This window comes from Microbacterium paraoxydans, assembly GCF_020524545.1.
Lineage (GTDB): Bacteria > Actinomycetota > Actinomycetes > Actinomycetales > Microbacteriaceae > Microbacterium > Microbacterium paraoxydans_C.
Genome location: NZ_JAIVLG010000002.1, coordinates 276,560 through 298,447, shown reverse-complemented (window position 1 = coordinate 298,447; position 21,888 = coordinate 276,560). Strand labels below are relative to the sequence as shown.

At 68.9% G+C, this 21,888-nt stretch carries 24 protein-coding genes; 17 read left to right on the top strand and 7 right to left on the bottom strand.

Going from position 1 to position 21,888, the window contains the following annotated elements; genetic code table 11:
• Positions 1 to 14: 14 nt before the first annotated feature.
• Positions 15 to 1,538, bottom strand: coding sequence for a SulP family inorganic anion transporter (locus LC041_RS06080; protein WP_226532077.1), 1,524 nt, complete (start codon positions 1,536 to 1,538; stop codon positions 15 to 17).
• A gap of 182 nt (positions 1,539 to 1,720) precedes the next feature.
• Here LC041_RS06080 and LC041_RS06075 point away from each other — a divergent pair, with 182 nt between their 5' ends.
• Positions 1,721 to 2,107 (top strand): MerR family transcriptional regulator, encoded by a 387-nt coding sequence (locus LC041_RS06075; protein WP_226532588.1) that lies wholly within the window; start codon positions 1,721 to 1,723, stop codon positions 2,105 to 2,107.
• A 24-nt stretch (positions 2,108 to 2,131) separates the two neighbouring features.
• Here the strand turns inward: LC041_RS06075 and LC041_RS06070 are convergent, their stop codons facing one another.
• The gene (locus tag LC041_RS06070; protein WP_226532075.1) at positions 2,132 to 3,517 is read right to left on the bottom strand and encodes a TrkH family potassium uptake protein; all 1,386 of its coding nucleotides are present in this window, start codon (positions 3,515 to 3,517) and stop codon (positions 2,132 to 2,134) included.
• A 216-nt stretch (positions 3,518 to 3,733) separates the two neighbouring features.
• On the opposite strand from LC041_RS06070, the gene nhaA reads away from it, so the two are divergent.
• Positions 3,734 to 5,032 carry a Na+/H+ antiporter NhaA gene (gene nhaA / locus LC041_RS06065; RefSeq protein WP_226532071.1) on the top strand — a complete coding sequence of 433 codons (1,299 nt, stop codon included), beginning with the start codon at positions 3,734 to 3,736 and terminating at the stop codon, positions 5,030 to 5,032.
• Positions 5,033 to 5,064: 32 nt separating this feature from the next.
• Here the strand turns inward: nhaA and LC041_RS06060 are convergent, their stop codons facing one another.
• The 3 genes from LC041_RS06060 to LC041_RS06050 are packed head-to-tail and all read right to left on the bottom strand — an operon-like array spanning position 5,065 to position 7,147.
• On the bottom strand, positions 5,065 to 5,832 hold the full coding sequence (locus LC041_RS06060) for an ABC transporter permease (RefSeq protein WP_226532070.1): 768 nt from the start codon (positions 5,830 to 5,832) through the stop codon (positions 5,065 to 5,067).
• Complete coding sequence (locus LC041_RS06055) at positions 5,829 to 6,569, bottom strand: ABC transporter ATP-binding protein (protein WP_226532069.1); 741 nt, start codon at positions 6,567 to 6,569, stop codon at positions 5,829 to 5,831. Before LC041_RS06055 ends, LC041_RS06060 begins: the two co-directional genes overlap by 4 nt.
• Before the next feature lie 20 nt (positions 6,570 to 6,589).
• Complete coding sequence (locus LC041_RS06050; protein WP_226532068.1) at positions 6,590 to 7,147, bottom strand: TetR family transcriptional regulator; 558 nt, start codon at positions 7,145 to 7,147, stop codon at positions 6,590 to 6,592.
• Positions 7,148 to 7,225: 78 nt separating this feature from the next.
• On the opposite strand from LC041_RS06050, the gene LC041_RS06045 reads away from it, so the two are divergent.
• From LC041_RS06045 to csrA, 15 genes are all read left to right on the top strand, one after another.
• Positions 7,226 to 7,915, top strand: a complete 690-nt coding sequence (locus LC041_RS06045) for a TetR family transcriptional regulator (protein ID WP_226532067.1) — start codon at positions 7,226 to 7,228, stop codon at positions 7,913 to 7,915.
• A gap of 50 nt (positions 7,916 to 7,965) precedes the next feature.
• On the top strand, positions 7,966 to 8,904 hold the full coding sequence (locus LC041_RS06040; RefSeq protein ID WP_226532066.1) for an ABC transporter ATP-binding protein: 939 nt from the start codon (positions 7,966 to 7,968) through the stop codon (positions 8,902 to 8,904).
• On the top strand, positions 8,897 to 9,697 hold the full coding sequence (locus LC041_RS06035) for an ABC transporter permease subunit (RefSeq protein ID WP_226532065.1): 801 nt from the start codon (positions 8,897 to 8,899) through the stop codon (positions 9,695 to 9,697). Before LC041_RS06040 ends, LC041_RS06035 begins: the two co-directional genes overlap by 8 nt.
• Before the next feature lie 174 nt (positions 9,698 to 9,871).
• Entirely contained in the window at positions 9,872 to 10,123 is a 252-nt protein-coding gene (locus LC041_RS06030) for a flagellar FlbD family protein (protein WP_226532064.1), read from the top strand.
• Positions 10,123 to 10,935 (top strand): motility protein A, encoded by an 813-nt coding sequence (locus LC041_RS06025; RefSeq protein WP_226532063.1) that lies wholly within the window; start codon positions 10,123 to 10,125, stop codon positions 10,933 to 10,935. The genes LC041_RS06030 and LC041_RS06025 overlap by 1 nt, the downstream gene beginning before the upstream one ends.
• A complete protein-coding gene (locus LC041_RS06020; RefSeq protein WP_226532062.1) occupies positions 10,932 to 11,741 on the top strand; it encodes an OmpA/MotB family protein in 810 nt (269 codons plus the stop codon). The genes LC041_RS06025 and LC041_RS06020 overlap by 4 nt, the downstream gene beginning before the upstream one ends.
• Positions 11,742 to 11,789: 48 nt before the next feature.
• A complete protein-coding gene (locus LC041_RS17330; protein ID WP_226532061.1) occupies positions 11,790 to 12,722 on the top strand; it encodes a flagellar motor switch protein FliM in 933 nt (310 codons plus the stop codon).
• On the top strand, positions 12,719 to 13,378 hold the full coding sequence (gene fliN / locus LC041_RS06010) for a flagellar motor switch protein FliN (RefSeq protein ID WP_226532059.1): 660 nt from the start codon (positions 12,719 to 12,721) through the stop codon (positions 13,376 to 13,378). The genes LC041_RS17330 and fliN overlap by 4 nt, the downstream gene beginning before the upstream one ends.
• On the top strand, positions 13,375 to 13,872 hold the full coding sequence (fliO, locus tag LC041_RS06005) for a flagellar biosynthetic protein FliO (RefSeq protein ID WP_308012758.1): 498 nt from the start codon (positions 13,375 to 13,377) through the stop codon (positions 13,870 to 13,872). Before fliN ends, fliO begins: the two co-directional genes overlap by 4 nt.
• Positions 13,869 to 14,684, top strand: a complete 816-nt coding sequence (fliP, locus tag LC041_RS06000) for a flagellar type III secretion system pore protein FliP (RefSeq protein WP_226532057.1) — start codon at positions 13,869 to 13,871, stop codon at positions 14,682 to 14,684. The genes fliO and fliP overlap by 4 nt, the downstream gene beginning before the upstream one ends.
• Complete coding sequence (fliQ, locus tag LC041_RS05995; protein WP_047524786.1) at positions 14,681 to 14,953, top strand: flagellar biosynthesis protein FliQ; 273 nt, start codon at positions 14,681 to 14,683, stop codon at positions 14,951 to 14,953. Before fliP ends, fliQ begins: the two co-directional genes overlap by 4 nt.
• Before the next feature lie 4 nt (positions 14,954 to 14,957).
• The gene (locus LC041_RS05990) at positions 14,958 to 15,719 is read left to right on the top strand and encodes a flagellar biosynthetic protein FliR (protein WP_226532056.1); all 762 of its coding nucleotides are present in this window, start codon (positions 14,958 to 14,960) and stop codon (positions 15,717 to 15,719) included.
• The gene (locus LC041_RS05985) at positions 15,716 to 16,807 is read left to right on the top strand and encodes an EscU/YscU/HrcU family type III secretion system export apparatus switch protein (protein WP_226532054.1); all 1,092 of its coding nucleotides are present in this window, start codon (positions 15,716 to 15,718) and stop codon (positions 16,805 to 16,807) included. The genes LC041_RS05990 and LC041_RS05985 overlap by 4 nt, the downstream gene beginning before the upstream one ends.
• Positions 16,804 to 18,870: a flagellar biosynthesis protein FlhA gene (locus tag LC041_RS05980; RefSeq protein WP_226532052.1), complete on the top strand. Its 2,067-nt coding sequence runs from the start codon at positions 16,804 to 16,806 to the stop codon at positions 18,868 to 18,870. The genes LC041_RS05985 and LC041_RS05980 overlap by 4 nt, the downstream gene beginning before the upstream one ends.
• 4 nt (positions 18,871 to 18,874) lie before the next feature.
• Positions 18,875 to 19,126 carry a carbon storage regulator CsrA gene (gene csrA / locus LC041_RS05975; protein WP_226532050.1) on the top strand — a complete coding sequence of 84 codons (252 nt, stop codon included), beginning with the start codon at positions 18,875 to 18,877 and terminating at the stop codon, positions 19,124 to 19,126.
• On the opposite strand, the gene LC041_RS05970 is transcribed toward csrA, so the two are convergent.
• Positions 19,123 to 20,274 (bottom strand): hypothetical protein, encoded by a 1,152-nt coding sequence (locus tag LC041_RS05970; protein WP_226532049.1) that lies wholly within the window; start codon positions 20,272 to 20,274, stop codon positions 19,123 to 19,125. The genes csrA and LC041_RS05970 overlap by 4 nt on opposite strands.
• Entirely contained in the window at positions 20,271 to 21,869 is a 1,599-nt protein-coding gene (locus tag LC041_RS05965) for a sensor histidine kinase (RefSeq protein ID WP_226532047.1), read from the bottom strand. The genes LC041_RS05970 and LC041_RS05965 overlap by 4 nt, the downstream gene beginning before the upstream one ends.
• Positions 21,870 to 21,888 lie beyond the last annotated feature (19 nt).

The window sequence follows — 21,888 nt, the reverse complement described above, 5'->3', positions numbered from 1 at the left end:
AGGGGCGCCTGCGCTCAGTGCCCGGCGCCGAGGTTGCCGCTCAGACGGCGACGGAACGCGGCTGCGGTGTCGTTGAGCCCCTGGATGTCGGCCGTCTTCCCGAGGCGCTCGTACTTGGTGACCACCGCATCGAGCGCGGCCACCGTCGAAGCGTCCCAGATGTGGGAGCGCGTCATGTCGATGACCACGTGCTCGGGATCGTCCGCGTACTCGAACTGCGTCGTGAGGTCGTTGCTCGACGCGAAGAACAGTTCCCCGACGACCTCGTAGTGCGCGACGTCGCCCGACTCCGACGGTGCGACCGTACGGGTCACCGTGACGAAGTGCGCGACCCGCCGGGCGAACATGATCATCGCCGTGAGCACTCCGAGGACCACACCGATCGCGAGGTTGTGGGTCCAGACCGTCGCAGCGACGGTGATCAGCATCACGGCGGTCTCGCTCTTCGGCATGCGGCGCAGGGTCGACGGACGGATGCTGTGCCAGTCGAAGGTCGAGATCGAGACGAGGATCATCACGGCGACGAGGGCCGCCATCGGGATCACCGCCACCACGTCGCCGAGGGCGAGCACGAGGATGAGCAGGAAGACACCGGCGAGGAACGTCGAGATGCGCGTGCGCGCGCCGGACGCCTTCACGTTGATCATGGTCTGGCCGATCATGGCGCATCCGCCCATCCCGCCGAAGGCTCCGGAGAGCACGTTCGCGACGCCCAGTCCCCAGGCCTCACGGGTCTTCCGCGAGTGCGTGTCGGTGATGTCGTCGACCAGCTTGGCCGTCATGAGCGTCTCGAGCAGGCCGACGACTGCCATGGCGAGAGCGAACGGGCCGATGATCCCGAGCGTTTCGAGGGTGAAGGGGACGTTCGGGATGAACAGCTCGGGCAGGCTCTGCGGAAGCTCGCCCTGGTCGCCCACGTTCGGCACGCTCCATCCGAAGACCACGACGGCGCCCGTGAGCAGCACGATCGTGACCAGCGGGGCGGGCACGACCTTCGTGATGCGCGGCATGAGGAACAGGATGGCGAGGCCGACGGCGACGAGCGGGTACACCAGCCACGGCACGTCCCAGAGCTGGGGCAGCTGCGCGGTGAAGATGAGGATCGCCAGCGCGTTCACGAAGCCCACCATCACGGAGCGGGGGATGAACCGCATGAGCTTGGCCACGCCGAGGAGGGCGAGGACGATCTGGATGACTCCGCCGAGGAGCACGGTGGCGATGAAGTAGTCCATCCCGTACTCCCGGGCGACCGGAGCGATCACCAGGGCGACGGCCCCCGTGGCCGCGGTGATCATCGCGGGGCGTCCTCCGAGGAACGAGATGGCGACGGCCATCACGAACGAGGAGAAGAGGCCGACCCGCGGGTCGACTCCGGCGATGATCGAGAAGGCGATCGCCTCGGGGATCAGTGCGAGCGCGACGACGAGCCCGGCGAGGACCTCCCGGGTGAGCAGACGCGGATTCCGCAGCGCCTGCATGACGGTGGGCTCGATGCGATAGCGGGACGGGCGTTCCGGGGCGGGGACGACAGCGGTCATGTGCTCTCCTGGATGGGCGTGCGAAGGAGCGGAGGGCGCGCACGGACCGTGCGCATGCACCACGGAGCTCGGCACGGAAGAATGGGGGATGCGCAGAAATGCGCGCACGCAGACTCTAACGTAACGTGAGGTTTGCTGTCGAGTCAGGGGAAGGACGCCGATCCGTGGAGCACGAAGAGACGATGCGCATCGGCGAGGTCGCCGAGCAGACGTCCCTGTCCTTCCGCACACTCCGTCACTACGAGGATGTCGGGCTGGTGATCCCGACCGGTCGCACAGACGGCGGCTTCCGGCTCTACACCCCGAAAGACGTCGGTCGCCTCATGATCGTCCGACGGATGAAGCCGCTCGGCTACACGCTGGATGAGATGCGGGCGGTCCTGGACGTGGTCGACGCGCTCGCCGACGAGCCGGACCGCGACGATCTCCAGGAACGTCTCGGCGCGCTTCGAGAGGAAGCGACGGCCCGCCGCGAACGACTCGCGAACCAGGTGGGGATGGCGGACGAGTTCCTCGCCCAGCTCGCGCAGTTCTCGGCGGAGGGCGACCCGCCCCGTCGCGCCGGATGACGCCGCGCATGCCTCGGTCGGCGACTACCCGAGGATAGGACGGTCGGTGGGGTAGGTGAAGTGCTCGGTGCGCTGTCGTACGGCGAGTGCGGCGGCGAGACCGATGGGGCCGACGCGTCCCGCAAGCATCAGCGCGGACAGGACGAACTTGCCGAAGGGGTCGAGATCGGCGGACAGCCCGACCGAGAGCCCACAGGTCGCGAACGCGGAGATGACTTCGAACAGGATGTGATCCAGCGGCGCCCGGTTCGTGAGAGTGAGGAGCACCGTCCCCGCGAGGACGAGGGACGCCCCGAGGAAGGTGACGGAGATCGCGACGCGGAGAACGCTCTCGGGGAGCCGTCGCTCGAAGATCGCGATATCCCTGGTGCCTCGGGCCTCGGCGACGATGGCGAGGAACAGCACAGCGAGCGTCGTGACCTTGATACCACCGGCGGTCGAGATCGACCCGCCGCCGACGAACATGAGGGCATCTGTGAGAAGGAGGGTCGTCGAGGTGGACTGCTCCGTGTCGACGATCGCGAACCCCCCGGAGCGCATCATCGTCGACGCGAACAGCGCATGGAGGATCCGGTCGAGCGGACTCAGTGTGCCGATGGTCGCGGAGTTGTCCCACTCGCTCGCGCCCCAGCTGACCGCGCCGACCAGGAAGAGGACGAGGGTCGTCGTGACGGTCAGCTTCGTGTGCAGCGACCACCGTCCGCGCCCCCACAGATGAGCGATGACGGCGAGGTACACGGGGAAGCCCAGGCTGCCCGCGATCACACCGACCATGAGCACCCCCATGATCCAGACGTTGTGGCTGTAGACCGCGAGACCACCGGGATCGAGGACGAACCCCGCATTGTTGAAAGCGGAGATGCTGTAGAACAGGGCATGCCACGGGCCCCGAACCCATCCATCCTCGACGATGAAGGCCGGCAGCAGGAGCGCGCACAGGGCACCCTCGATGAGGAAAGTGGTCAGTACCACGATCTTGAGAAGCCGCTTGACGTCACCCAGGGGCGTCGCACCCATCACCTGCTGCGCGAAGACGCGCCCGCCGAGCCCCAGCCTGCGCGTGACAGCCTGGGTGAGCAGCAGCGCGACGGTCACGATACCGAGGCCGCCGGTCTGGATGGCGAGCAGGATCACGATGTGTCCGAAGAGCGACCAGGACGTCCCGGTGTCGACGGAGGTCAGTCCGGTCACTGTCACGGCGGAGGAGGCCGTGAACGTCGCATCCTCCCACGCTGCGGCGACACCATCGGCCGCCGCGACCGGGAGGCGCAGCAGTACCGTGAAGAGCATCGCCGCGAGCACGAACACGGCGATCGACGCACGAGCCGGCGAACGACGGGGGAAGTCGGCGATCCAGCGGATCGGCATCCACAATCGCGCGGTCCGGACGTTCGGCTGACTGGTGGTCACCACGGGCTCCTTGTCGGGTCGCCGTACCGACTCCCGGCGCACCGACCACTCACAGTACAGCAGCGGTCGGACCCCGACGCGGGCGGCGACACGGGCCGAGCATCCCGCGAAGGGTCCAGGTGCGCGCAGCGGCTTTCACCGTTCGGGTAGGCTGGGAGACGGAGTGTCGGGAAGCCTGGTCGACGAACACACGCTCATCGACCCGAAAGCTCCCGCATGGTCAAGCCTTCTTCACGCCTCGCCAAAGTCCGAGCCGTCTTCCCCTCCTCCTCCCGCGACGAGTCCCGCCGTATCGGTGAGATCCTGCGCAAGGAAACCGTCGGCGGCATTCTCCTCGTGTCGCTCGCAGCGATCGCGCTGCTCTGGGCGAACTCCCCCTGGGCCGAGTCGTACTTCGCGCTGCGCGACTTCGAGATCGGCTACGAACCCTGGCATCTGCGCCTGAGCCTCGGCGCCTGGGCCGCCGACGGTCTGCTCGCGATCTTCTTCTTCCTGGTCGGCCTCGAACTCAAGCGCGAGTTCGTGGCCGGTGACCTGCGCCGGTTCAGCACCGCCGTGGTTCCGATCGTCGCCGCGGTGGGTGGCGTGATCGTGCCTGCGGTGATCTATCTCGCCGTCGTGGCGGGCTCGGCGGAGGCGGCTCACGGATGGGCGATCCCGACCGCGACCGACATCGCTTTCGCCGTGGCCGTGCTCGCCATCATCGGATCCCATCTGCCGAGCGCGCTGCGGATCTTCCTGCTCACCCTGGCTGTGGTGGACGACCTGATCGCGATAGGCATCATCGCGCTGTTCTACACCGAGACGATCGACATCCTCCCGCTGGTGCTCGCTCTCGTCGTGATCGCGGTCTACGGCGTGATCGCCCAGCGGTATCGCGACTTCTTCCATCTGCGCCCCACTGCGGCCTGGCTGATCCTCCTGCCGATCGGCGTGGTCGCGTGGGCGCTGGTCCACGCGTCCGGCATCCACGCGACCATCGCGGGTGTGCTGCTCGGCTTCACAATCCCGGTGCTCCACAAGAAGGCCGACCGGGGCCCCGACGCCGGCCCGGGTCTCGCCGAGGTGTTCGAGCACCGCTTCCGTCCGCTCTCGGCGGGGTTCGCGGTACCGGTGTTCGCGTTCTTCTCCGCCGGAGTGGCGATCGGCGGAGGCGAGGGCTTCGTCTCCGCTTTCACGGACCCCGTCGTGGTCGGCATCGTCCTGGCCCTCGTGCTCGGAAAGCCACTCGGCATCACGGCGGCGACCTGGATCATCACCAGGATCCGGCGTATCAATCTCGACCCGTCGCTCCGGTGGATAGACCTCGTCGGTGTCGGACTCCTCGCCGGAATCGGCTTCACGGTCTCACTCCTGGTCGCCGAGCTGAGCTTCGCCGCCGGAAGCGAGCACCACGACCATGCCAAGGTCGCCATCCTCACGGCGTCCGTCGTCGCGGCCGTCGCCGCCTCCGTGCTCCTCGGCACCCGCAACCGCCGCTACCGCCGGCTCGAGGCTGCCGAGGCTCAGTCCTGATCTCGCGACCTCCATCATGATGATCCGTGGCATCACCGCACCTCGGCCGTCTGCCACCATCGCCAGGTAGCGGCGGCTGAGACCGCACCGATCGGCAGCGCGAGGAGCAGTTGGAGCGGTGTGACCGTCTCGGCGAGGCTCGCACCGCCCAGCCCGGCCCACATGCCGGGCGCGGCATACGGGAACCACGCTCCGGCGCCCAGCGCGACCACGACCTGCGTGAACACGACCAGCGCGAGCAGTGCGGAGATCGCAGGGAGATAGCCCCGGGCGGCACTGGCGACCACGGCCAGCGGCAGCGTGAGCACCACGGTGAGGACTCCGACGACGGCGATCCGCACAGCACCCGTCCCGGCCTCGGCATCGGGGAGGCCGAGACCGATCAGCGCACCGGCTGCGAGGGTGAGCACCGCGGCGACGCACGACACGAGGACGCCCCACGCCATCGTGATGAGCATCTTGGCGGAGGCGAGAGCCCCGGGAGACGTCGGAGCGGCGAAGAGCGCCCCGAAGGTCCGGTCGGTGAACTCCCGCCCGAACACCCAGGCGACGACGACGCCGACGGCGAGCAGCGCTCCCACCGACATGATCTGGGCCGAGAAGCCGGTGATGCCCGCCCACCCCACGTCGGTGAGGAGCGCCGCCGCCTTGATCGCGAGCGCGCCGTCCGAATCGGAACGCACCACGGCGAGGAAACCCGCGCTCATCGCGGGGACGAGGATGGCGACGAGGACGGTCGTGACCCGCACCGTCGTCGCCCTGCGGAACTTGATCCATTCCACGGCGAGCGCTGCCCTCATGTCGCACCTCCCCTGTCGAGGCCGTCGTGGGCTGCGACCATGTCGAAGAACTGCCGTTCGATGTCGATTCCGCGCGGCGGAAGTGTTCCGATCAGCGCTCCGCGGTGCATCACGCTGATGGTGTCGGCGATGCGGGCCATCTCGTCGAGGTGATGGCTCGAGATCAGGACCGCGGCACCGCCTGCCGCGGCCTGCTGCAGCATCCCTCGAACGACGTGTACCCCTGCCGGGTCGAGTCCGTTGGCAGGCTCATCGAGGATCAGCAGCCGGGGCCGATGCACGAGTGCGCCGGCCAGCCCCAGGCGCTGCCTGTTGCCGAGCGACAGGGAGTGCGTTCTCCGGTGCGCCCAATGACCGAGTTCGAGCTGCTCGATCATGGCGCGCGCCGCTGTCGGCGCCTCCGTACGCCCCATCCCGTGCAGACGGGCCGCGGCGACGACCGTCTCCGTGACGGTGAGTTCGGCGTAGGTGAAGGGCGTCTCGATCATGTGGCCGACGTGGCGCCAGTCCATTCGCGGCAGGCGATCCCCCGGGACCATGTCGTCTCCGCATCGGATGCTCACCTGCCCGGCATCCGGCCGGATCATGGCCAGCATCGATCGCATGAGCGTGGTCTTTCCCGCGCCGTTCAGACCCACGAGCGCGTGGATGCTGCCCGCCCGCACCTCGAGGCTCACGTCGCGCAGAGCGACTTCGTCCCCGTAGCGCTTGTGCACCCGCTGAGCGGCGAGGATCACCGGATGCATCCTCCTCGGGGTCATGGCTTCGTCTCGGCGGCGAGCAGGCCGAGCGCTTCGACGATCGCCTGCCCGAGGGGCTCATCGGACGAGTCCGTCCCCCACTCCAGAAGCGCCGCCATCACCGCCCCCAGACAGGCACCGGCGGCGACGACCGCCTCGCGTCTCGGCGTCCCCTGTGCCGTGAGCGCCTCCACGATGAGCGATTCCGTCTGCTGCGTGTTCTGCCACGCCCTGGCACGCAGACGGGGGTGTCCCGCCATGATCGCCACCCGGGAGCGTGTCTCCTCCGGAGTCGCCGCCGGCACGGACGCCCAGGCGCCCAGCAGGCCTCTTCGCACCCGCTCCATCGCGGGCAGATCGGCGGGTTGTGTCGCCACCGCATCTGCGATGAACGGGTCGTAGGGATCGTCGAGGAGCGCGTCCTCCTTCGTCGGGAAATGCCGGAAGAAGGTCATGTGCGACACCCCGGCGTCACGGGCGATCTGTTCGACCGTGACGTCGTCGAACCCGTGTTCGGAGAACAATCGCAGTGCGGATGCCCGCAGCCGCGCGGCGGTGGAGACGGTGCTGGCCATGCGAGTGATGTTAGTCACTAACATCGCTCGCTGCAATGCCTCTTGCGCACGACTGAACAACCGTTTAGCATCCTGACTATGCGTTCAGCATCCGAAGACCTCACGACACGGGCGCGCATTCGCGATGCCGCGATCTCGAGGTTCGGCCAGCAGGGTTTCGCGAGCACGAGCGTGCGGCAGATCGCTCAGGACGCCGGTGTGAGCCCGGCGCTCATCCTCCATCACTTCGGCAGCAAGGAGGGACTGAGGGAGGTGTGCGACACTCACGTCGTGACCGAGTTCGTCGCCGAGCGCGAGGGGATGACCGGTGCCGACGCCTCCCGGCTGATGCGGCAGGCCCTGGACTCGCTGGAGGAGCGCAACACCGGTCTGGACTACCTCGCTCGGATGCTCGTCGACGACTCCGCAGCATCCGACAGGCTCTTCGACTCGTTCCTCTCCAGCACCAGGGAGATGCTGCGCGAGCAGATCGCCGACGGCACGATGCGCCCGCAGTCCGACCTCGAAGCGACGGCCGTGTACATGACGCTCTACGGGCTGGGCCCCGTCATCCTGCGACGACAACTCGCCCGGGCCTTCGGCGAGACGACGCTGACCACCTCCCTGCTGGAACGCTCGACCATCCCGGTCCTGGAGCTGTACACGCACGGCCTCTACGCCGATGATCGGCTGCTCGTGGCCGCGAAGGAGGCGCTGTCCAGGCGCAGCGGTCCTCGGTCCGACAAGGGAGAGCACGACCCGAATCAGGACCCGGATCCGCCGCGCTGAGGCGCCACCCGAACCCGATTCGTCTCCACCCATCCGAAAGGAGCAGGGAAATGTCCCCTGCCATCGAACTGACAAGCCTCCGCAAGCGATACGGCCGGCACACGGCCGTCGACTCCCTCGACCTGAGCGTCGAGCCCGGCACCGTGTTCGGACTCATCGGCCCCAACGGCGCGGGCAAGACGACCACGCTGCGCATGATCCTCGACATCATCCGTCCCACCGAAGGGACCATCCGGGTCCTGGGGGAAGACCCTCGGCGGGGCGGCCCCGCCCTTCGACGACGTATCGGGTTCATCCCCGGTGAGCTCCGACTCGACGGGCGGGTGACGGGACGTCGCATGCTCGACTTCTACGCCGAGGTGTCAGGCCCCGTGAGGTCCGGCGCGATCGGCGAGCTCGCGGACCGACTCGACCTCGACCTGAGCCGGCCGGTGCACGCGCTCTCGAAGGGCAACAAGCAGAAGCTCGGTATCGTCCAGGCGTTCATGCACGAGCCGCCACTTCTCGTGCTGGACGAGCCGACCAGCGGACTCGACCCGCTCGTGCAGAGGGAGTTCCTCCACCTCGTCACCGATGCGAGGGACCGGGGCCAGACCGTGCTGCTGAGCTCTCACGTGCTCAGCGAGATCCAGCAGACCGCCGATGTCGTCGCGGTCCTCAGCCAGGGGAAGGTCGTCGCGGAAGGCGATGTGGCGTCGTTGCGACTGGGGGCCGTCCGGCGGGTGCGGGCCGGCCTCGCCTCGACGGAAGAATCGACGATCCGCGAGCAGCTCGGCGCGCTGCCGCAGATCACCGACCTCGAGGTCCGCAGCACGACAGAGGCCGTGCGGGTGAGCGCCACGGTCGAGGGCGACATCGATCCGCTGGTCAAGGCGCTCGCCGGTCACCGCGTGCTCGACCTGGCGATCGAGGAGCCGGACCTGGAGGAGTCCGTGCTGAGGCTCTACGGTGAACCCTCGCACTCGGAGGAAGGTGGCCGCGATGCGTGACGTGCTCCCCGTCTTCCGGCGTTCGCTGCGCGAAGGCTGGCGCGGAACCCTGGGCTGGACGATCGGCGTCGCCGCGGTGCTGTTCATGTACCTGCCGCTCTTCCCCAGCATCGGCGGCAACGGCCAGATGCAGCAGATCATCGACAGCCTCCCGCCGGAGCTGGTGGGAGCGCTCGGCTACGACCAGATCGGCACCGGTGCGGGATACGCACAGGGCACGTTCTACGGGCTCATCGGCTTCCTGCTGCTGACCATCGCCGCCACGTCCTGGGGCGCGAGCGCCGTCGCGGGCGCGGAGGAGTCCGGCCGACTCGAACTCGACCTCGCCCACGGCGTCGGGCGGGTGAGGTACGCGCTGGAGTCCGCCGCCGCCATCCTGGTCAGACTCACCTGGTTGGGTGTCTTCGCAGGCGTCGTCGTCGCGCTGCTCAACGATTCCGCCGCACTCGACATCACGCCGATCCACATCGTCGATGCCACGGTCGTCTTCGTCGGGCTCACCGCGCTCGCGGGGAGCACCGCGCTCTTCGTGGGCGCTCTGGTCGGTCGCCGTTCGTGGGCGGTGGCGGCGGGGGCGGGGATCGCGGTCGCGGGATACGCCTTCAACGCCATCGCGAACCAGGTCGAGGAGGCGGAGTGGCTCCGGACGGTCTCCCCCTACTCCTGGGCCTTCCACCAGCCTCCGCTCGCAGAAGGGCTGAACCCGAGTGGGGCGATCGCCCTGTGGGTGCTGACTCTCGTGTTGATCGCGGGGAGCGCAGGGGCGTTGCGGCGGCGTGACGTGATCGGCTGAGCGGCGGCGCGCGACGCCCTTCGCGCCGTCTGCGCGCGCACACCTGCACACGTCGCGGCTCCTCCCCGGCTAACGCCCGGCGCACTCCGTCCGACAGTCACCCCCGACAGCCCAGGACGGGCCGTCGGGTCCGCGTTCCCTGGAACGCGGACGGATCTTTCCAGGATGGAGCCCATGATCGTCCTCACGCGCCTGAACCGTTCGCGGTTCGCGGTGAATCCCGACCTGATCGAACGTGTCCAGGCCACGCCGGACACGACGCTCATCATGGTCGACGGGGCGACCTTCGTCGTCACCGAGACGATGGACGACGTGATCGCTCAGATCGCCCGGTTCCGTGCCCGAGTGCTCGCGACAGCCGCGGCCATGATCGCCGCGGATGCGAAGACGCCCGCCGTCGACGCCCCCACCGAGGCGGAGCTCTGATGGATCCGTCGCTCATCCTCGGACTGGTCCTCGCCTTCGGCGCCCTGGTCGCCATGATCAACATCGAGGGCGCGACCGTCGGCTCCCTGCTGCTGCCGGCCCCCATGGTGCTCGTGTTCGGGGCGACGATCGCGGTCGGTCTCGCCAGCGGCACCCTGCGTGACGCCCTGCACGCGCTCAAGTCCCTCCCCCGCGCCTTCCGCGGCGAGCGTCGAACCGCCGCGAGCACGATCGACACGGTCATCGGATACGCCGAGAAGGCACGCGCGGAAGGGCTGCTCGCCCTCGAACAGGGGCTGGACGAGGAGAAGGATCCCTTCCTCCGCCAGGCACTGCAGAGCATCGCCGACGGCACGGATGCCGAAGACCTGCGGACCCTGCTGGAGGACGAACTCACCTCGACCGCCGCCCGCAACCGCACCGCCTCGCGTTTCTACATGACCCTCGGTGGCTTCGCGCCGACCGTCGGCATCATCGGCACCGTCGTCTCGCTGACCCACGTGCTCGAGAAGCTCGACAAGCCGGACACGCTCGGCCCGATGATCGCAGCCGCATTCGTGGCGACGCTGTGGGGCCTGCTGTCCGCGAACTTCATCTGGCTCCCCATCGGCGGACGACTCCAGCGACTCGGTGAGCTCGAGCTGGAGCGCATGACCGTCCTGATGGAGGGGATGCTCGCGATCCAGGCCGGCGCTCCGCCGCAGTTCGTCGGGGAACGCCTGCGCGCACTCGTCGCCGAGCGCCCCTCGGCGCGATCGGCTCGGTCGCGCACCCGCACGCGCGCCGCAGAGGAGACGGAGCCCTCGCCATGAGCGTGCGCGCCCGCCGGCGGGTGCCGCAGGAGGAGCACAGCGGACCGGACGAGCGCTGGATGGCCTCGTATCTCGACATGGTCACCGTGCTCATGTGCATGTTCATCGTGCTGTTCGCGATGTCGACCGTCGACCAGGAGAAGTTCGAGGCCCTCAGCGCCTCCCTCGCGACCGGGTTCGGCCAGGAACCGTCCGACGACATCGATGCGGTCACGGGCGTCGTGGTCCCGCCGGAACTGGTCGACGAGGACGGCGACGATTTCGCCGATGTCGACCTGGCCGCCGCGCAGACGGAGTTCAGCGAGCTCTCCGCGCTCCGGGAGCGGCTGCGCCGTGTCCTCGCAGACAACGGCCTCGAAGCAGACGTCACCTTCACGATCGACGAGCGCGGACTCACGATCGGCCTCGTCAGCGCGGAGACCTTCTTCACCACGAACAGCACCGCGCTCAGCCCGACGGCCGTACTGGTCCTCGACGCGCTCGGCTCGGTGCTGGTCACCGCACCGAACGAGATCTCGGTCGAGGGCCATGCCGATGTCCGCGGCTCCGTGGCCCCCTACCCCACGAACTGGGAGCTGTCGGCCGGACGATCCACCCAGGTTCTGCGGCATCTGGTCGAGTCGTCGGGGCTGCCGCCGAGCCATCTGAAGTCGGTCGGGTTCGGTGATACCCGCCCGGTCGCCGCCGGCAACAGCAGCGAAGCACTGGCCCAGAACAGACGGGTCGACATCGTCGTCCTGTCCGATGCGAACGAGGAGGTGCGTGCCCTCCTGCCCGAAGCGCAGGCGGCGCAGCCGTCCTCCTGACCTCGTCCTCTCCTAACGCACGCAGATCACCGCCCGATAGTCGGGTTCGTGGTGATCCAGGACAGCGTGCGCTCCGAAGCGCGCGCAGCGACGGCGACGAAGGCCGCCGAAGTCGAGGTGTACGACTTCGGCCGTTCGGCGACCCTCTCGCGCGAGCACACCCGCACCCTGGAACTGGCCTTCGAGACGTTCTCCCGGCAGTGGTCGACCCAGCTGTCGGCGAAGATCCACGTCCGCGCCACCATCGCCGTCGAGCATGTCGGCATGCTGACGTACGGCGAGTACGCGCAGTCGCTCCCGACGACGACCACCCTGATCGTGTGCGCGCTGCCCGACTCGGACGAACGCCTCATCGTGCAGCTGCCGACCTCCGCCGCCACCACCTGGATCGTGCAGATGGTCGGCGGGCGCTCGTCCCACACCTCGGAAGACCGCACGTTCACCCCGATCGAGCAGGCGCTGATCCGCTCCCTGATCGTCGATGCTCTCGATCACCTCACCGGCGCCCTGGACGGGCTGCTGCCCGCCGGGATCACGGTGAGCGGGATTCAGTACAGCTCCCAGTTCGCGCAGGTCGCGGCCTCGGGGGAACCGGTGATCGTCGCGCGGTTCTCGATGCGATTGGCCGGCCGGGCCGTCCCGGCGAGCGTCATGCTGCCCGCCTCGGTCCTCGCCGGCTTCACGGTGCGCACCTCGGATGCAGACCGGTCGGCGGCGCCGGGAATGGTCCGCCGTCAGGTCGAGGTCTCCCCCGTCGACGTGGCACTCAGGCTCGCACCCCGCGCCGTGCTTCCCCGCGACGTGCTCGATCTCGCCGTCGGAGACATCGTCTCCTTCCCGCACTCCGCGGACCGGCCGATGATCCTCGCCGTGGGCGATCAGACCGTCGCCACTGCGGCCGTCGGCAGCGCCGGAGCGCGCTTGGCCTGCGTCGTCGCCACCACCGCCCCCGATCCCGCCATCGCCGAGGAGCCCGCGTGACCAGCACCACCACCTATGAGTCCGCCGTCGCTGCCGCGTTCGCGGCGAAACTGCCGACCGCCACCGCGACCTCCGCGCGTGCCTCCCAGGTGTCGGGCGATACCGGCGATGCCGTGATCGTGCAGTTCGTCGGTGAGGCGAGCGCGCAGCTGGCGGTGCAGCTGCTCGATTCCGAGGCCCTAGTCGACGGTCTCGGCGGTGCCCCTCTGACCGAACGACTGCGCGATGCCCTCGAGGCCGCGGCCAGCGCGCTGGGTGCCGGCGCGCTCGGTGACGCCACCATCGGCGACGCCTCCGCCCTCTTCGCGGACCCCGCCGCCCAGCTCTTCGATCTGCAGGACGGGACCGAACGGACGATCGGGCGCCTCGCCGTGATCGTCACGCGCACTCCGGCCGGTACGTCGAGCTCGTCGCGCCGATTGCACCGCATCGCCGGGGTCGAGATGGAGCTGACGGTCGAGATCGGGCGCACCAGGATGGCCGTGCGCGACGTCCTCGACCTCGAGCCGGGGCGTGTCGTCGAACTCGATCGCTCCGCCGGTGCCCCCGCCGACGTCAAGCTCAACGGCCGCATCATTGCGCACGGCGAGGTCGTGGTCGTCGATCAGGACTACGCGGTGCGGATCACCCGCATCCTCGAGAACGTCGAGGCCTGACCCTGGACGACCTCCTGCTCGCGCTGCGGGTCGCGCTGTCGCTCGCAGCGGTGCTCGGGCTGCTCTGGTTCCTGCAGCGTCGGGTATCCCGCACCGCCGCCCGGCGACGCGACGGTGAGGCCATCACGGTGCTGGGCCGCCAGGGAGTGGGGCCGAAGGCGCAGATCGTCGTGGTCCAGACCGAAGACGCCCGCTACGTGCTGGGTGTCACCGAACACGGCGTCAACGTGGTCGACCGTCTGCCCGTCAAGGCCGCAGCCGTGCCCGACGACGCGGCAACGCCGGCGTGGTCGGCCGCGACGTCGGAAGCAGCCTCCGACGCCGCCGAGTTCGACCGCATCCTCGCCGCGACCGCCCGGACCGAGAGCACGACCGCGGCCACGGAGCCGGTGCCGCAGCGGCGCATCCGCCATCGGAACGATCCGCTTCGCGGCTCCATCCTCTCGCCCGAAACCTGGCGGCAGACCGCCGAGGCCATCCGGCGCACACGATGAGCATGCCCGGTGGGACCGCCGACGGCCGCGCGCTGCGACGAGTCGCGCTGCTCGTCGCCGCCGCCTTCGCCGTGGTGGTCGTGCTGACGCTGGCCACCGGCTCCCCGGCGCACGCGGCCGTGACACCCGACGATCCGGGCGACGGCGTCACGATCGACATCAACGGTGTCGACGGTTCGCCCTCGGGTTCGATCCTGACGCTGCTCGGCATCACGCTGCTCTCGGTGGCGCCCGCCCTGCTGTTGATGATGTCGTCGTTCACCAAGATCTTCGTCGTGCTCGCGATGACACGCAACGCCCTGTCCCTGCCCACCATCCCCCCGAACCAGGTGCTGGCCGGGCTGTCCCTGTTCCTGTCGCTGTTCATCATGTGGCCGGTGCTGACCGAGATCAACGCCGTCGCCGTGCAGCCGTACATAGACGGCACGTTCACGTTCACCCAGGCCATCGACGTCGGCCAGCTGCCGCTGCAGGAGTGGATGCTGCGGTTCACGCGCGAAGAGGACCTCGCCCTCATGACCCGGATGGCGGGTCAGCCCAATCCCGAGGACCCGACGAGCGTGCCGATGTACACGCTCATCCCGGCATTCATGATCTCCGAGCTGCGCGCCGCGTTCATCATCGGCTTCGTCATCTTCGTACCGTTCCTCGTGATCGACCTCGTCGTCGCCGCGGCGTTGATGTCGATGGGCATGATGATGCTGCCGCCCGTCATGATCTCGCTGCCGTTCAAGATCCTGCTGTTCATCCTGGTCGACGGGTGGGGGCTCATCATCCGCGCCCTCCTGGAGAGCTACGGAGGTGTCGGATGAGCCCCGAAGCCGTGATCGACATCGGCACCCAGGGGCTGATCATCGCCGCGAAGCTCGCTGCTCCGGTGCTGGTGACCGCCCTCGTGGTGGGTTTCGCGATCTCGCTCCTGCAATCCATCACCCAGGTGCAGGAGGTGACGCTGTCGTTCGTGCCGAAGATCGTGGCGGTCGGGATAGCCCTGCTGATCGCCGGGAACTGGATGATCGCGGAGATGATCGCCTTCACCACCGAGATGTTCGCCCGCATCCCCTCGCTCCTGAGCGGATGACGCGGTGTTCATCCCCATCGATTTCGCATGGCTGGAGGCGACGATGCTCGCCGCGGTCCGCATCACCGCGTTCATCATGATCGCCCCGCCCTTCTCCTACGGAGCGATCCCGGTGCGTGTGAAGGCGATGCTCGCGATCGGCCTTTCGCTCGCCGTGGGCACGGCGGTCTCACCCGGGTACGAGAACCTCGACACCGGCCCCTTCCTCGGCGCGCTGGTGCTGCAACTGCTCACCGGCGCGCTCCTGGGCTTCCTGGTGCTGCTGTGCTTCTCGGCACTCCAGGCCGCCGGCAGCCTGATCGACGTGTTCGGCGGATTCCAGCTCGCCCAGGCCTTCGACCCGCACTCCCTCGTGAACGGCGCCCAGTTCACGCGCCTGTTCCACCTGACCGCGCTGACGCTGCTGTTCGCCTCCGGCGGCTATCAGCTGATCCTCGCCGGGCTCGCGCGCAGTTTCGACGCCGTTCCGATCGACGGGGTGTTCGAGGTCGCCGGTCCCGCCGAGCTCCTGGTCGACGGCGTCTCGCAGATGGTGCTCGCGGCCGTGCAGATCGCCGGACCGCTCGTCCTCGTGCTCTTCCTCGCCGACGTCGGGCTGGGCCTGATCACGCGCGTGGCGCCCGCCCTGAACGCTTTCGCGATGGGCTTCCCGGTGAAGATCCTGTTGACGCTCCTGCTGGCCGGAGCGGTGTATGCAGTCCTGCCCGGGATCGTGGATGCCCTCGCCGTCCAGGCCCTCAAGATGATGCAGGGGGTGCAGGAGTGAGCGGCACGGACAGCGGCGAGCGCAGCGAGAAGGCGACCGACAAGCATCTCAGCGAGGCTCGCAAGAAGGGGCGTCTCTCGCGCAGCCAGGATCTCACCGCGTGGCTGGGCATCGGCGCCGCCGCCGTCACCATGCCGGCCGCCATCGCCCTCGGGGCATCGGCCGGCACCGAGCAGCTGCTCACGCTGACGTCCCTGGTCGACGCTCCGACGCCGGACGCAGCGCTCGCGGCACTCGAGCGTGGCCTCGCATCCGTGCTGCCGACGATCGCCGTGATGCTGGCCGCCGTCGCGATCGTCACGCTGATCGGCGCGGTGATCCAGGGCGGGGTGCACCTGAAGCCGCTGACCGGACGCTTCGAACAGTTCAACGTCGTCACCGGGATCCGCCGCGTGTTCGGCATGCAGGCTCTCTGGGAGGGTGCGAAAGCCCTGATGAAGACCGCGGCCATCGGCATCGCCCTGTGGCTCGTGGTCGCGAGCCTGATGCCCGTGCTGACCGCCAGCGGCGCCCACTCGATCTCACGCCTGCTCGGCACCGCGAGCGAAGGAACGGCGGCCCTGCTGCAGACCGCCATCGCGGTCGGGCTGGTGCTGGCCGCGATCGACATGTTCGTCGTGATGCGACGCAACCGCAAGCACACTCGCATGACCAAACGCGAGGTGCGCGACGAGAACAAGAACTCCGAGGGCGACCCCCTGATCCGTCAGCAACGCCGCTCCCGACAGCTGGCCATCAGCCGGAACCGCATGATCTCCGCGGTCGCGGGATCCGATGTGGTCCTCGTCAACCCCACGCACGTCGCCGTCGCGCTCCGGTACGAGGTCGGACGCGCTGCGCCCAAGGTCGTCGCGAAGGGAAGCGGCGTCGTCGCGGAGCGCATCCGCGACGAGGCGACGCGGACCGGTGTCCCGATGGTGCGCGAGGTCTCGCTCGCGCGCGCCCTGCACGCTGCGTGCGATCTGGGCCAGGAGATCCCCGAGGACCTGTACAACGCCGTCGCCCGAGTGCTCGTGTTCGTCGACGCCCTGCGGCGGCGCGGGGCCGCTCGTGGCATCCATTCCCTTCCCTATCGGAGGACCGTATGAGACAGCTCTTCCTCAAGCTGATGGTGCCCGTCGGCGTCGTCGGCATCATCATGCTGCTGGTCGTTCCGGTGCCGCCGTTCCTGCTCGACATCCTCATCATCCTGAACATCATGTTCGCGCTCGTGATCCTGCTCACGTCGATGTTCGTCAAGAAGCCCCTGGACTTCTCGGTGTTCCCCTCGCTGCTGCTCGTCGCGACGCTGTTCCGGCTGGGGCTCAACGTCGCCTCCACGCGCTTGGTGCTCGGCGAGGCCTACGCCGGCCAGGTGATCGAGGCGTTCGGCGCGATCGCTGTGGGTGGCTCCCTCATCATCGGCGCCGTGGTCTTCCTGATCCTCGTCGTCATCCAGTTCGTCGTGGTGACCAAGGGAGCGGAGCGCGTGGCCGAAGTCGGGGCGAGGTTCACGCTCGACGCCATGCCGGGCAAGCAGATGGCGATCGACGCCGACCTCAATGCGGGACTCATCACCGACGCCGAAGCCCGGGAACGTCGCGCGGAGGTCGCCGCCGAGGCCGACTTCTACGGCGCCATGGACGGTGCCTCCAAGTTCGTCAAGGGCGACGCGATCGCCGGGCTCGTCATCATCATCATCAACGTGGTCGGCGGCATCGCGATCGGGATCGTCCAGCACGGCATGACGATCGACGGGGCCGTGAGCACGTACAGCCTCCTCACCATCGGCGACGGGCTCGTCACCCAGATCCCCGCGCTGCTGATGGCGGTCTCCACCGGCATGATCGTGACCCGCTCGACGGCCGAGGCGGAGATGGGCACCGCCGCGTCCGCACAGCTCGGCCAGTCCCGCAACGCGCTCATCATCGCCGGTTGCGCCGCGATCGTCCTGTCGCTGATCCCGCACATGCCGATGCTGCCGTTCGTGGCGATCGGCGCCCTTCTGCTGCTGATCGCGCAGCGCATCAAGGCGACGCAGAAGCGCGACGAGGCCATCGCGGCGCAGACCCCTGCGCCGGCTCCCGCGGATCAACCGGAGGAGCTGATCGAGAAGATGCGCGTGCACCCGCTCGAGATCCTGCTCTCCCCCGACATCGTCGATCTGGTCACCGGAGGACCCGACGATCTCCTGGCGCGGGTGAAGGCCCTCCGCCGGCGGATCGCCCTCGATCTGGGCCTGATCGCCCCGCCGGTGCGCACCAGGGACAGCATCGAGCTGCCGCAGGCCACCTACGTCATCCGCATCGCCGGGGTCGAGACCGGGAGGGGCACCGCGCCGGCCGGCTCCGTGCTCGCGCTCGGGCAGGGCCTGGAATCGCTTCCCGGTGCAGCGACCCTCGACCCGGTGTTCGGGCTCGACGGCAAGTGGATCCCCCTCGAGATGCGCCACAGCGCCGAGTTCTCGGGAGCGACCGTGGTCGACCGCGCGAGCGTGATCATCACGCATCTCTCCAGCGTGATCCACGCCCACGCAGCGCGGCTGCTCAGTCGCGAGGACGTGCGCCAGCTCACGGACGCGCTCAAACAGGCCTCCCCCGCGGCGGTCGAGGAGCTCACCCCGGCGTTGCTGTCCCTCGCGGAGGTGCAGCGCGTACTCCAGGGACTCCTCGCCGAACGGGTTCCGATCAACGACCTCAGCCGCATCTACGAAGCGCTCGCGCTGCGGGCGAGGACCTCGACCGATCCGGAGGGCCTGATCGAAGCCGCACGAGCTGCTCTCGGCCCGGCGATCGCGGCGCGGTTCGCGGACGGCGGCGTCCTGCGCGTGGTCATGATCAACCCGCTTCTCGAGCAGGCGATGCTCGAGAGCCTGCGGACCGGCGACGAGGGCAGCCAGATCGTCTTCGACCCGCAGCGGATGGAGGCCGTGGTGGAGTCGGTGAAGCAGGCGGTCGCGTCGGTACGCGAGGGTGGCGAACCGGTGCTGGTATGCGCGCCGACGCTGCGACCGGCGGTGCGGCGGCTCGTCTCCGCGCAGACCGACGGCCTTCCGGTGCTCTCGTACACCGAAGCGACGGCCGCCGCGCTCACGATCGAGACCGTCGGCGTGGTTCGCGATGCCCCCGCGCCCTCGGCCGCGGTCGGCGCCGTCTCCGCGGCAGTAGGCTGAACGAATGCTGGTTTTGACGAGGCGGATCGGTGAGAGCGTGCGCATCGACGGCGACATCGAGATCACGCTGCTCGAGATCAAGGGCGACAGTGTGCGCATCGGTGTGAAGGCCCCGCGCGAGACACGCATCCAGCGCACCGAGATCATCGAAGCGGTCGTCGCCGAGAACGTCTCGGCCGCGGCCGAGACCGGGGCGGAGGCGGAGGGCGCGATCGCGACCGCGCTCGCCAGGGGTCGGGAGTCCCGAACCTCCTAGCCGACGATGGACGCGGCCCGCTCCAGATCCGTCTCGTCGGCGCGCTTCCACTGATCGCCGCCTGCGGCACGGGCTCGCGCGGCCGCCTGCCCCGCGGTAGCCGTGAGCATGTCGAAGTCGAAACCGACCACCGAAGCGGTCGCCCAGCCGATGCTCGCGGACGATCGGATCCCGGTCGTCGTCTCCCGGTCGATCATCGAGATGCGCGTCAAGATCCCGCGCAGGTGGTGACGTACCGACTCGTCGCCGCCACGGATCACGACGATCGCCCGACCGTCCTCCACCCGGTCGGCGTCGGCCGACGCGGGCAGGGCCTCCTGGATGTCATGGTGGAATCGGTCGACGATGAACGCGAACGCGGCACCCGTCGATGCCTCTCGGAGATCGGTGGGGTCGTCGAGTCGGATATCGAGCACCGACCACGGGAGATCGTTCTGCGCCTCGGCCTTGCGGAGCCGACGACGTGCGCGCTCCATGAAATCGCCGGCATCGCTCTTCTTCGCCTCCACGCGCACCATCAGGACGAGGGTGAATGCGGCACAGGTGCTCACCACCACGGTCCCGACGGCGTTCATGCCGCGCAGGGCGCTCAGTTGCGCACCGACCGACACGCCACCCGACAGCAGTGCCGAGAAGGTGCTCACGACCGCGACCACCACGAGTCCGCAGGAGGCGAGCGCCAGCGGGAGCACGATGTCCCTGGCCGCCGGCCGGTCGCGCAGCAGCTCGTAGGCCACGAGCCCGCCGAAGACGGCGCTGCCCAGGAAGACGAGGTGGAACGACGGCAGGTACCACGGGGTGTCGGCAGTCGTCACCAGCAGCGTGGGCGCGATCACGAGGTAGGGGACGACCAGCCACCACCGTTCGCGGCGCCGGAAGTGCATCCGCAGTCCGACCCACACGAGGGGCTCGAAGCAGAGCAGCAGAGCAGAGGCCGCGGCGAGCAGGACCCTGGTCTCCGTCATCTGCTGCCCGGCGAGCCAGAGGTAGGCACCGAGCATCCCCAGACCGAACGCCGCTCCCCAGGTGACGGTCGCCCTGCTCGGGCGCGCGAGGGTGCCGAGACCGATCACGATGGCGGTGAGCACCGTGACCACCGCGACCATGCTGGTCGTGATGTCGACGTTGACGGGAACGAGCGGGGTCATGCCTGAGCCTCCATCACTCGACGCTGCGGAAAGCGCAGAGTCACTCGGGTGCCGACACCGACCTCACTGGCGAGGTCGATGCTGCCTTCGTGTGCGGCGATGATCTCCCGCACGATACCCATGCCGAGCCCGGTACCGCTGATACCGGCGCGCACGGCGTCATCGGTGCGGAAGTAGGGCTCGAACACGCGGGCCACGTCATCTGCGGCGATACCGAATCCGTCGTCGACGATGGTGACCACAGCCTGACCGTTCGTCGCGACGCTCAGCTCGACGTCGATGCTTCCGCCCGCGGGGGTGTACTTCGCGGCGTTGCTCAGCAGATTGTCGACCACCTGACGCAGCCGGAAGGCATCACCGGAGATGACGAGGCTCGCGGCGCCCTCGACCCGGAGCGTCTGCCTGTTGCCCGCGATGACGGGTGCGTACGATGCCGCCGCCGATTCGACGATCTCGCGCAGATCCACGGATTCGAACGGATCCTGAGCGGTGCGACTCGTCTGCCGGAGGATGCTCGCGACCAGATCCTGCATGCGCTCTCCCGAGTTCGCGATGATCTCCAGCTGCGCCGGAACTCGCCCGGGGAGGTCTTCGCGTTCACGGAGCAGGTCGACGTGGCCGATGATCGCCGTGAGGGGATTGCGCAACTCGTGCGAGATCATGGCGTTGAAGGCCCGACGTTCCTCGTCGACCTCGAGCCGAGCGGTCACGTCGTCGATCACGACCAGGGTGATCGCCTCGCCTCCGCCGACGCCGGCCATCGGCTCCGTGCTCACCTCGAGCGCCCGCCAGTGCCCGGCGCCGTCGAACAGCCACACGCGCTCGGCGTCGAGCTTCTCTCCGGCGGCGGCGCGGGCGAGCGAGGTGCGCGAGGGAGGCAGTGCGACACCCCGTCGGGCGTCGTACTCGACCGCGGCCGTGGAGAGCTCCGCGCCGAAACGATCGCGGCCGTAGAGCGCACGGTAGGCGTCGTTCATCTGCAGGATCCGCCCTCCCGCCGTGACGACGACGAGGGCGACGCTCAGGGCGTCGACGATCTGGATCACCCGCCGCTGATTCGCCTCCGCCCGTTCCGCCGCACGATTGACCTGCTCGGAGCGACGTTGCAGAAGCCGACGCGCGGCCCGCGAGCGCTGCGCGCCGATGCGCACCGTCACGCCGAGGAACCCCAGGGTGATGACGAGGGTCAGCAGGCGCAGCAGGATGTCCGCCGGCGAGCCGCGCTGCTCGGCGAACAGCACGAGCGTGGCGCCCATGAAGACGATGCCGCCGAACACCCACGGGAGGGTGAAGTACGTGGCCAGCCAGACGACCGGGAAGACCCACAGGAACCCCAGACGGAGATCCGGCGCACTGGTGGTGAACCCGATCGCGAGCGCATCCAGGAGGGGCACGACGGCGGCGGCGGAGCGCGGCAGACGGTGCCACGGCACGATCAGCGTGAGCACGCTCGTGACGAGGACGAGCACGGCCCCCGCGACGACCAAGGCGTTGCCGAAGGTCTGGGGTTTGAAGGCCGTGATCATCACGACGATCGCGACCACGCTGCCGGTGAAGACCAGTTGCCAGCGCCAGATCGACACGGTGCGGATCATCGACGCTCGCCTTTCCGCT

Excerpts from the sequence above, each read along its gene's own strand:
- LC041_RS06075 (WP_226532588.1), top strand. The coding sequence starts at position 1,721 with ATGCGCATCGGCGAGGTCGCCGAGCAGACGTCCCTGTCCTTCCGCACA.
- nhaA (WP_226532071.1), top strand. The coding sequence starts at position 3,734 with ATGGTCAAGCCTTCTTCACGCCTCGCCAAAGTCCGAGCCGTCTTCCCC.
- LC041_RS06035 (WP_226532065.1), top strand. The coding sequence starts at position 8,897 with ATGCGTGACGTGCTCCCCGTCTTCCGGCGTTCGCTGCGCGAAGGCTGG.
- fliP (WP_226532057.1), top strand. The coding sequence starts at position 13,869 with ATGAGCATGCCCGGTGGGACCGCCGACGGCCGCGCGCTGCGACGAGTC.
- LC041_RS06080 (WP_226532077.1), bottom strand. The coding sequence starts at position 1,538 with ATGACCGCTGTCGTCCCCGCCCCGGAACGCCCGTCCCGCTATCGCATC.
- LC041_RS05980 (WP_226532052.1), top strand. The coding sequence starts at position 16,804 with ATGAGACAGCTCTTCCTCAAGCTGATGGTGCCCGTCGGCGTCGTCGGC.
- LC041_RS05970 (WP_226532049.1), bottom strand. The coding sequence starts at position 20,274 with ATGACCCCGCTCGTTCCCGTCAACGTCGACATCACGACCAGCATGGTC.
- csrA (WP_226532050.1), top strand. The coding sequence starts at position 18,875 with ATGCTGGTTTTGACGAGGCGGATCGGTGAGAGCGTGCGCATCGACGGC.
- LC041_RS06020 (WP_226532062.1), top strand. The coding sequence starts at position 10,932 with ATGAGCGTGCGCGCCCGCCGGCGGGTGCCGCAGGAGGAGCACAGCGGA.
- LC041_RS05965 (WP_226532047.1), bottom strand. The coding sequence starts at position 21,869 with ATGATCCGCACCGTGTCGATCTGGCGCTGGCAACTGGTCTTCACCGGC.
- fliQ (WP_047524786.1), top strand. The coding sequence starts at position 14,681 with ATGAGCCCCGAAGCCGTGATCGACATCGGCACCCAGGGGCTGATCATC.
- LC041_RS06025 (WP_226532063.1), top strand. The coding sequence starts at position 10,123 with ATGGATCCGTCGCTCATCCTCGGACTGGTCCTCGCCTTCGGCGCCCTG.
- LC041_RS06050 (WP_226532068.1), bottom strand. The coding sequence starts at position 7,147 with ATGGCCAGCACCGTCTCCACCGCCGCGCGGCTGCGGGCATCCGCACTG.
- LC041_RS06030 (WP_226532064.1), top strand. The coding sequence starts at position 9,872 with ATGATCGTCCTCACGCGCCTGAACCGTTCGCGGTTCGCGGTGAATCCC.
- LC041_RS06045 (WP_226532067.1), top strand. The coding sequence starts at position 7,226 with ATGCGTTCAGCATCCGAAGACCTCACGACACGGGCGCGCATTCGCGAT.
- LC041_RS06060 (WP_226532070.1), bottom strand. The coding sequence starts at position 5,832 with ATGAGGGCAGCGCTCGCCGTGGAATGGATCAAGTTCCGCAGGGCGACG.
- LC041_RS06040 (WP_226532066.1), top strand. The coding sequence starts at position 7,966 with ATGTCCCCTGCCATCGAACTGACAAGCCTCCGCAAGCGATACGGCCGG.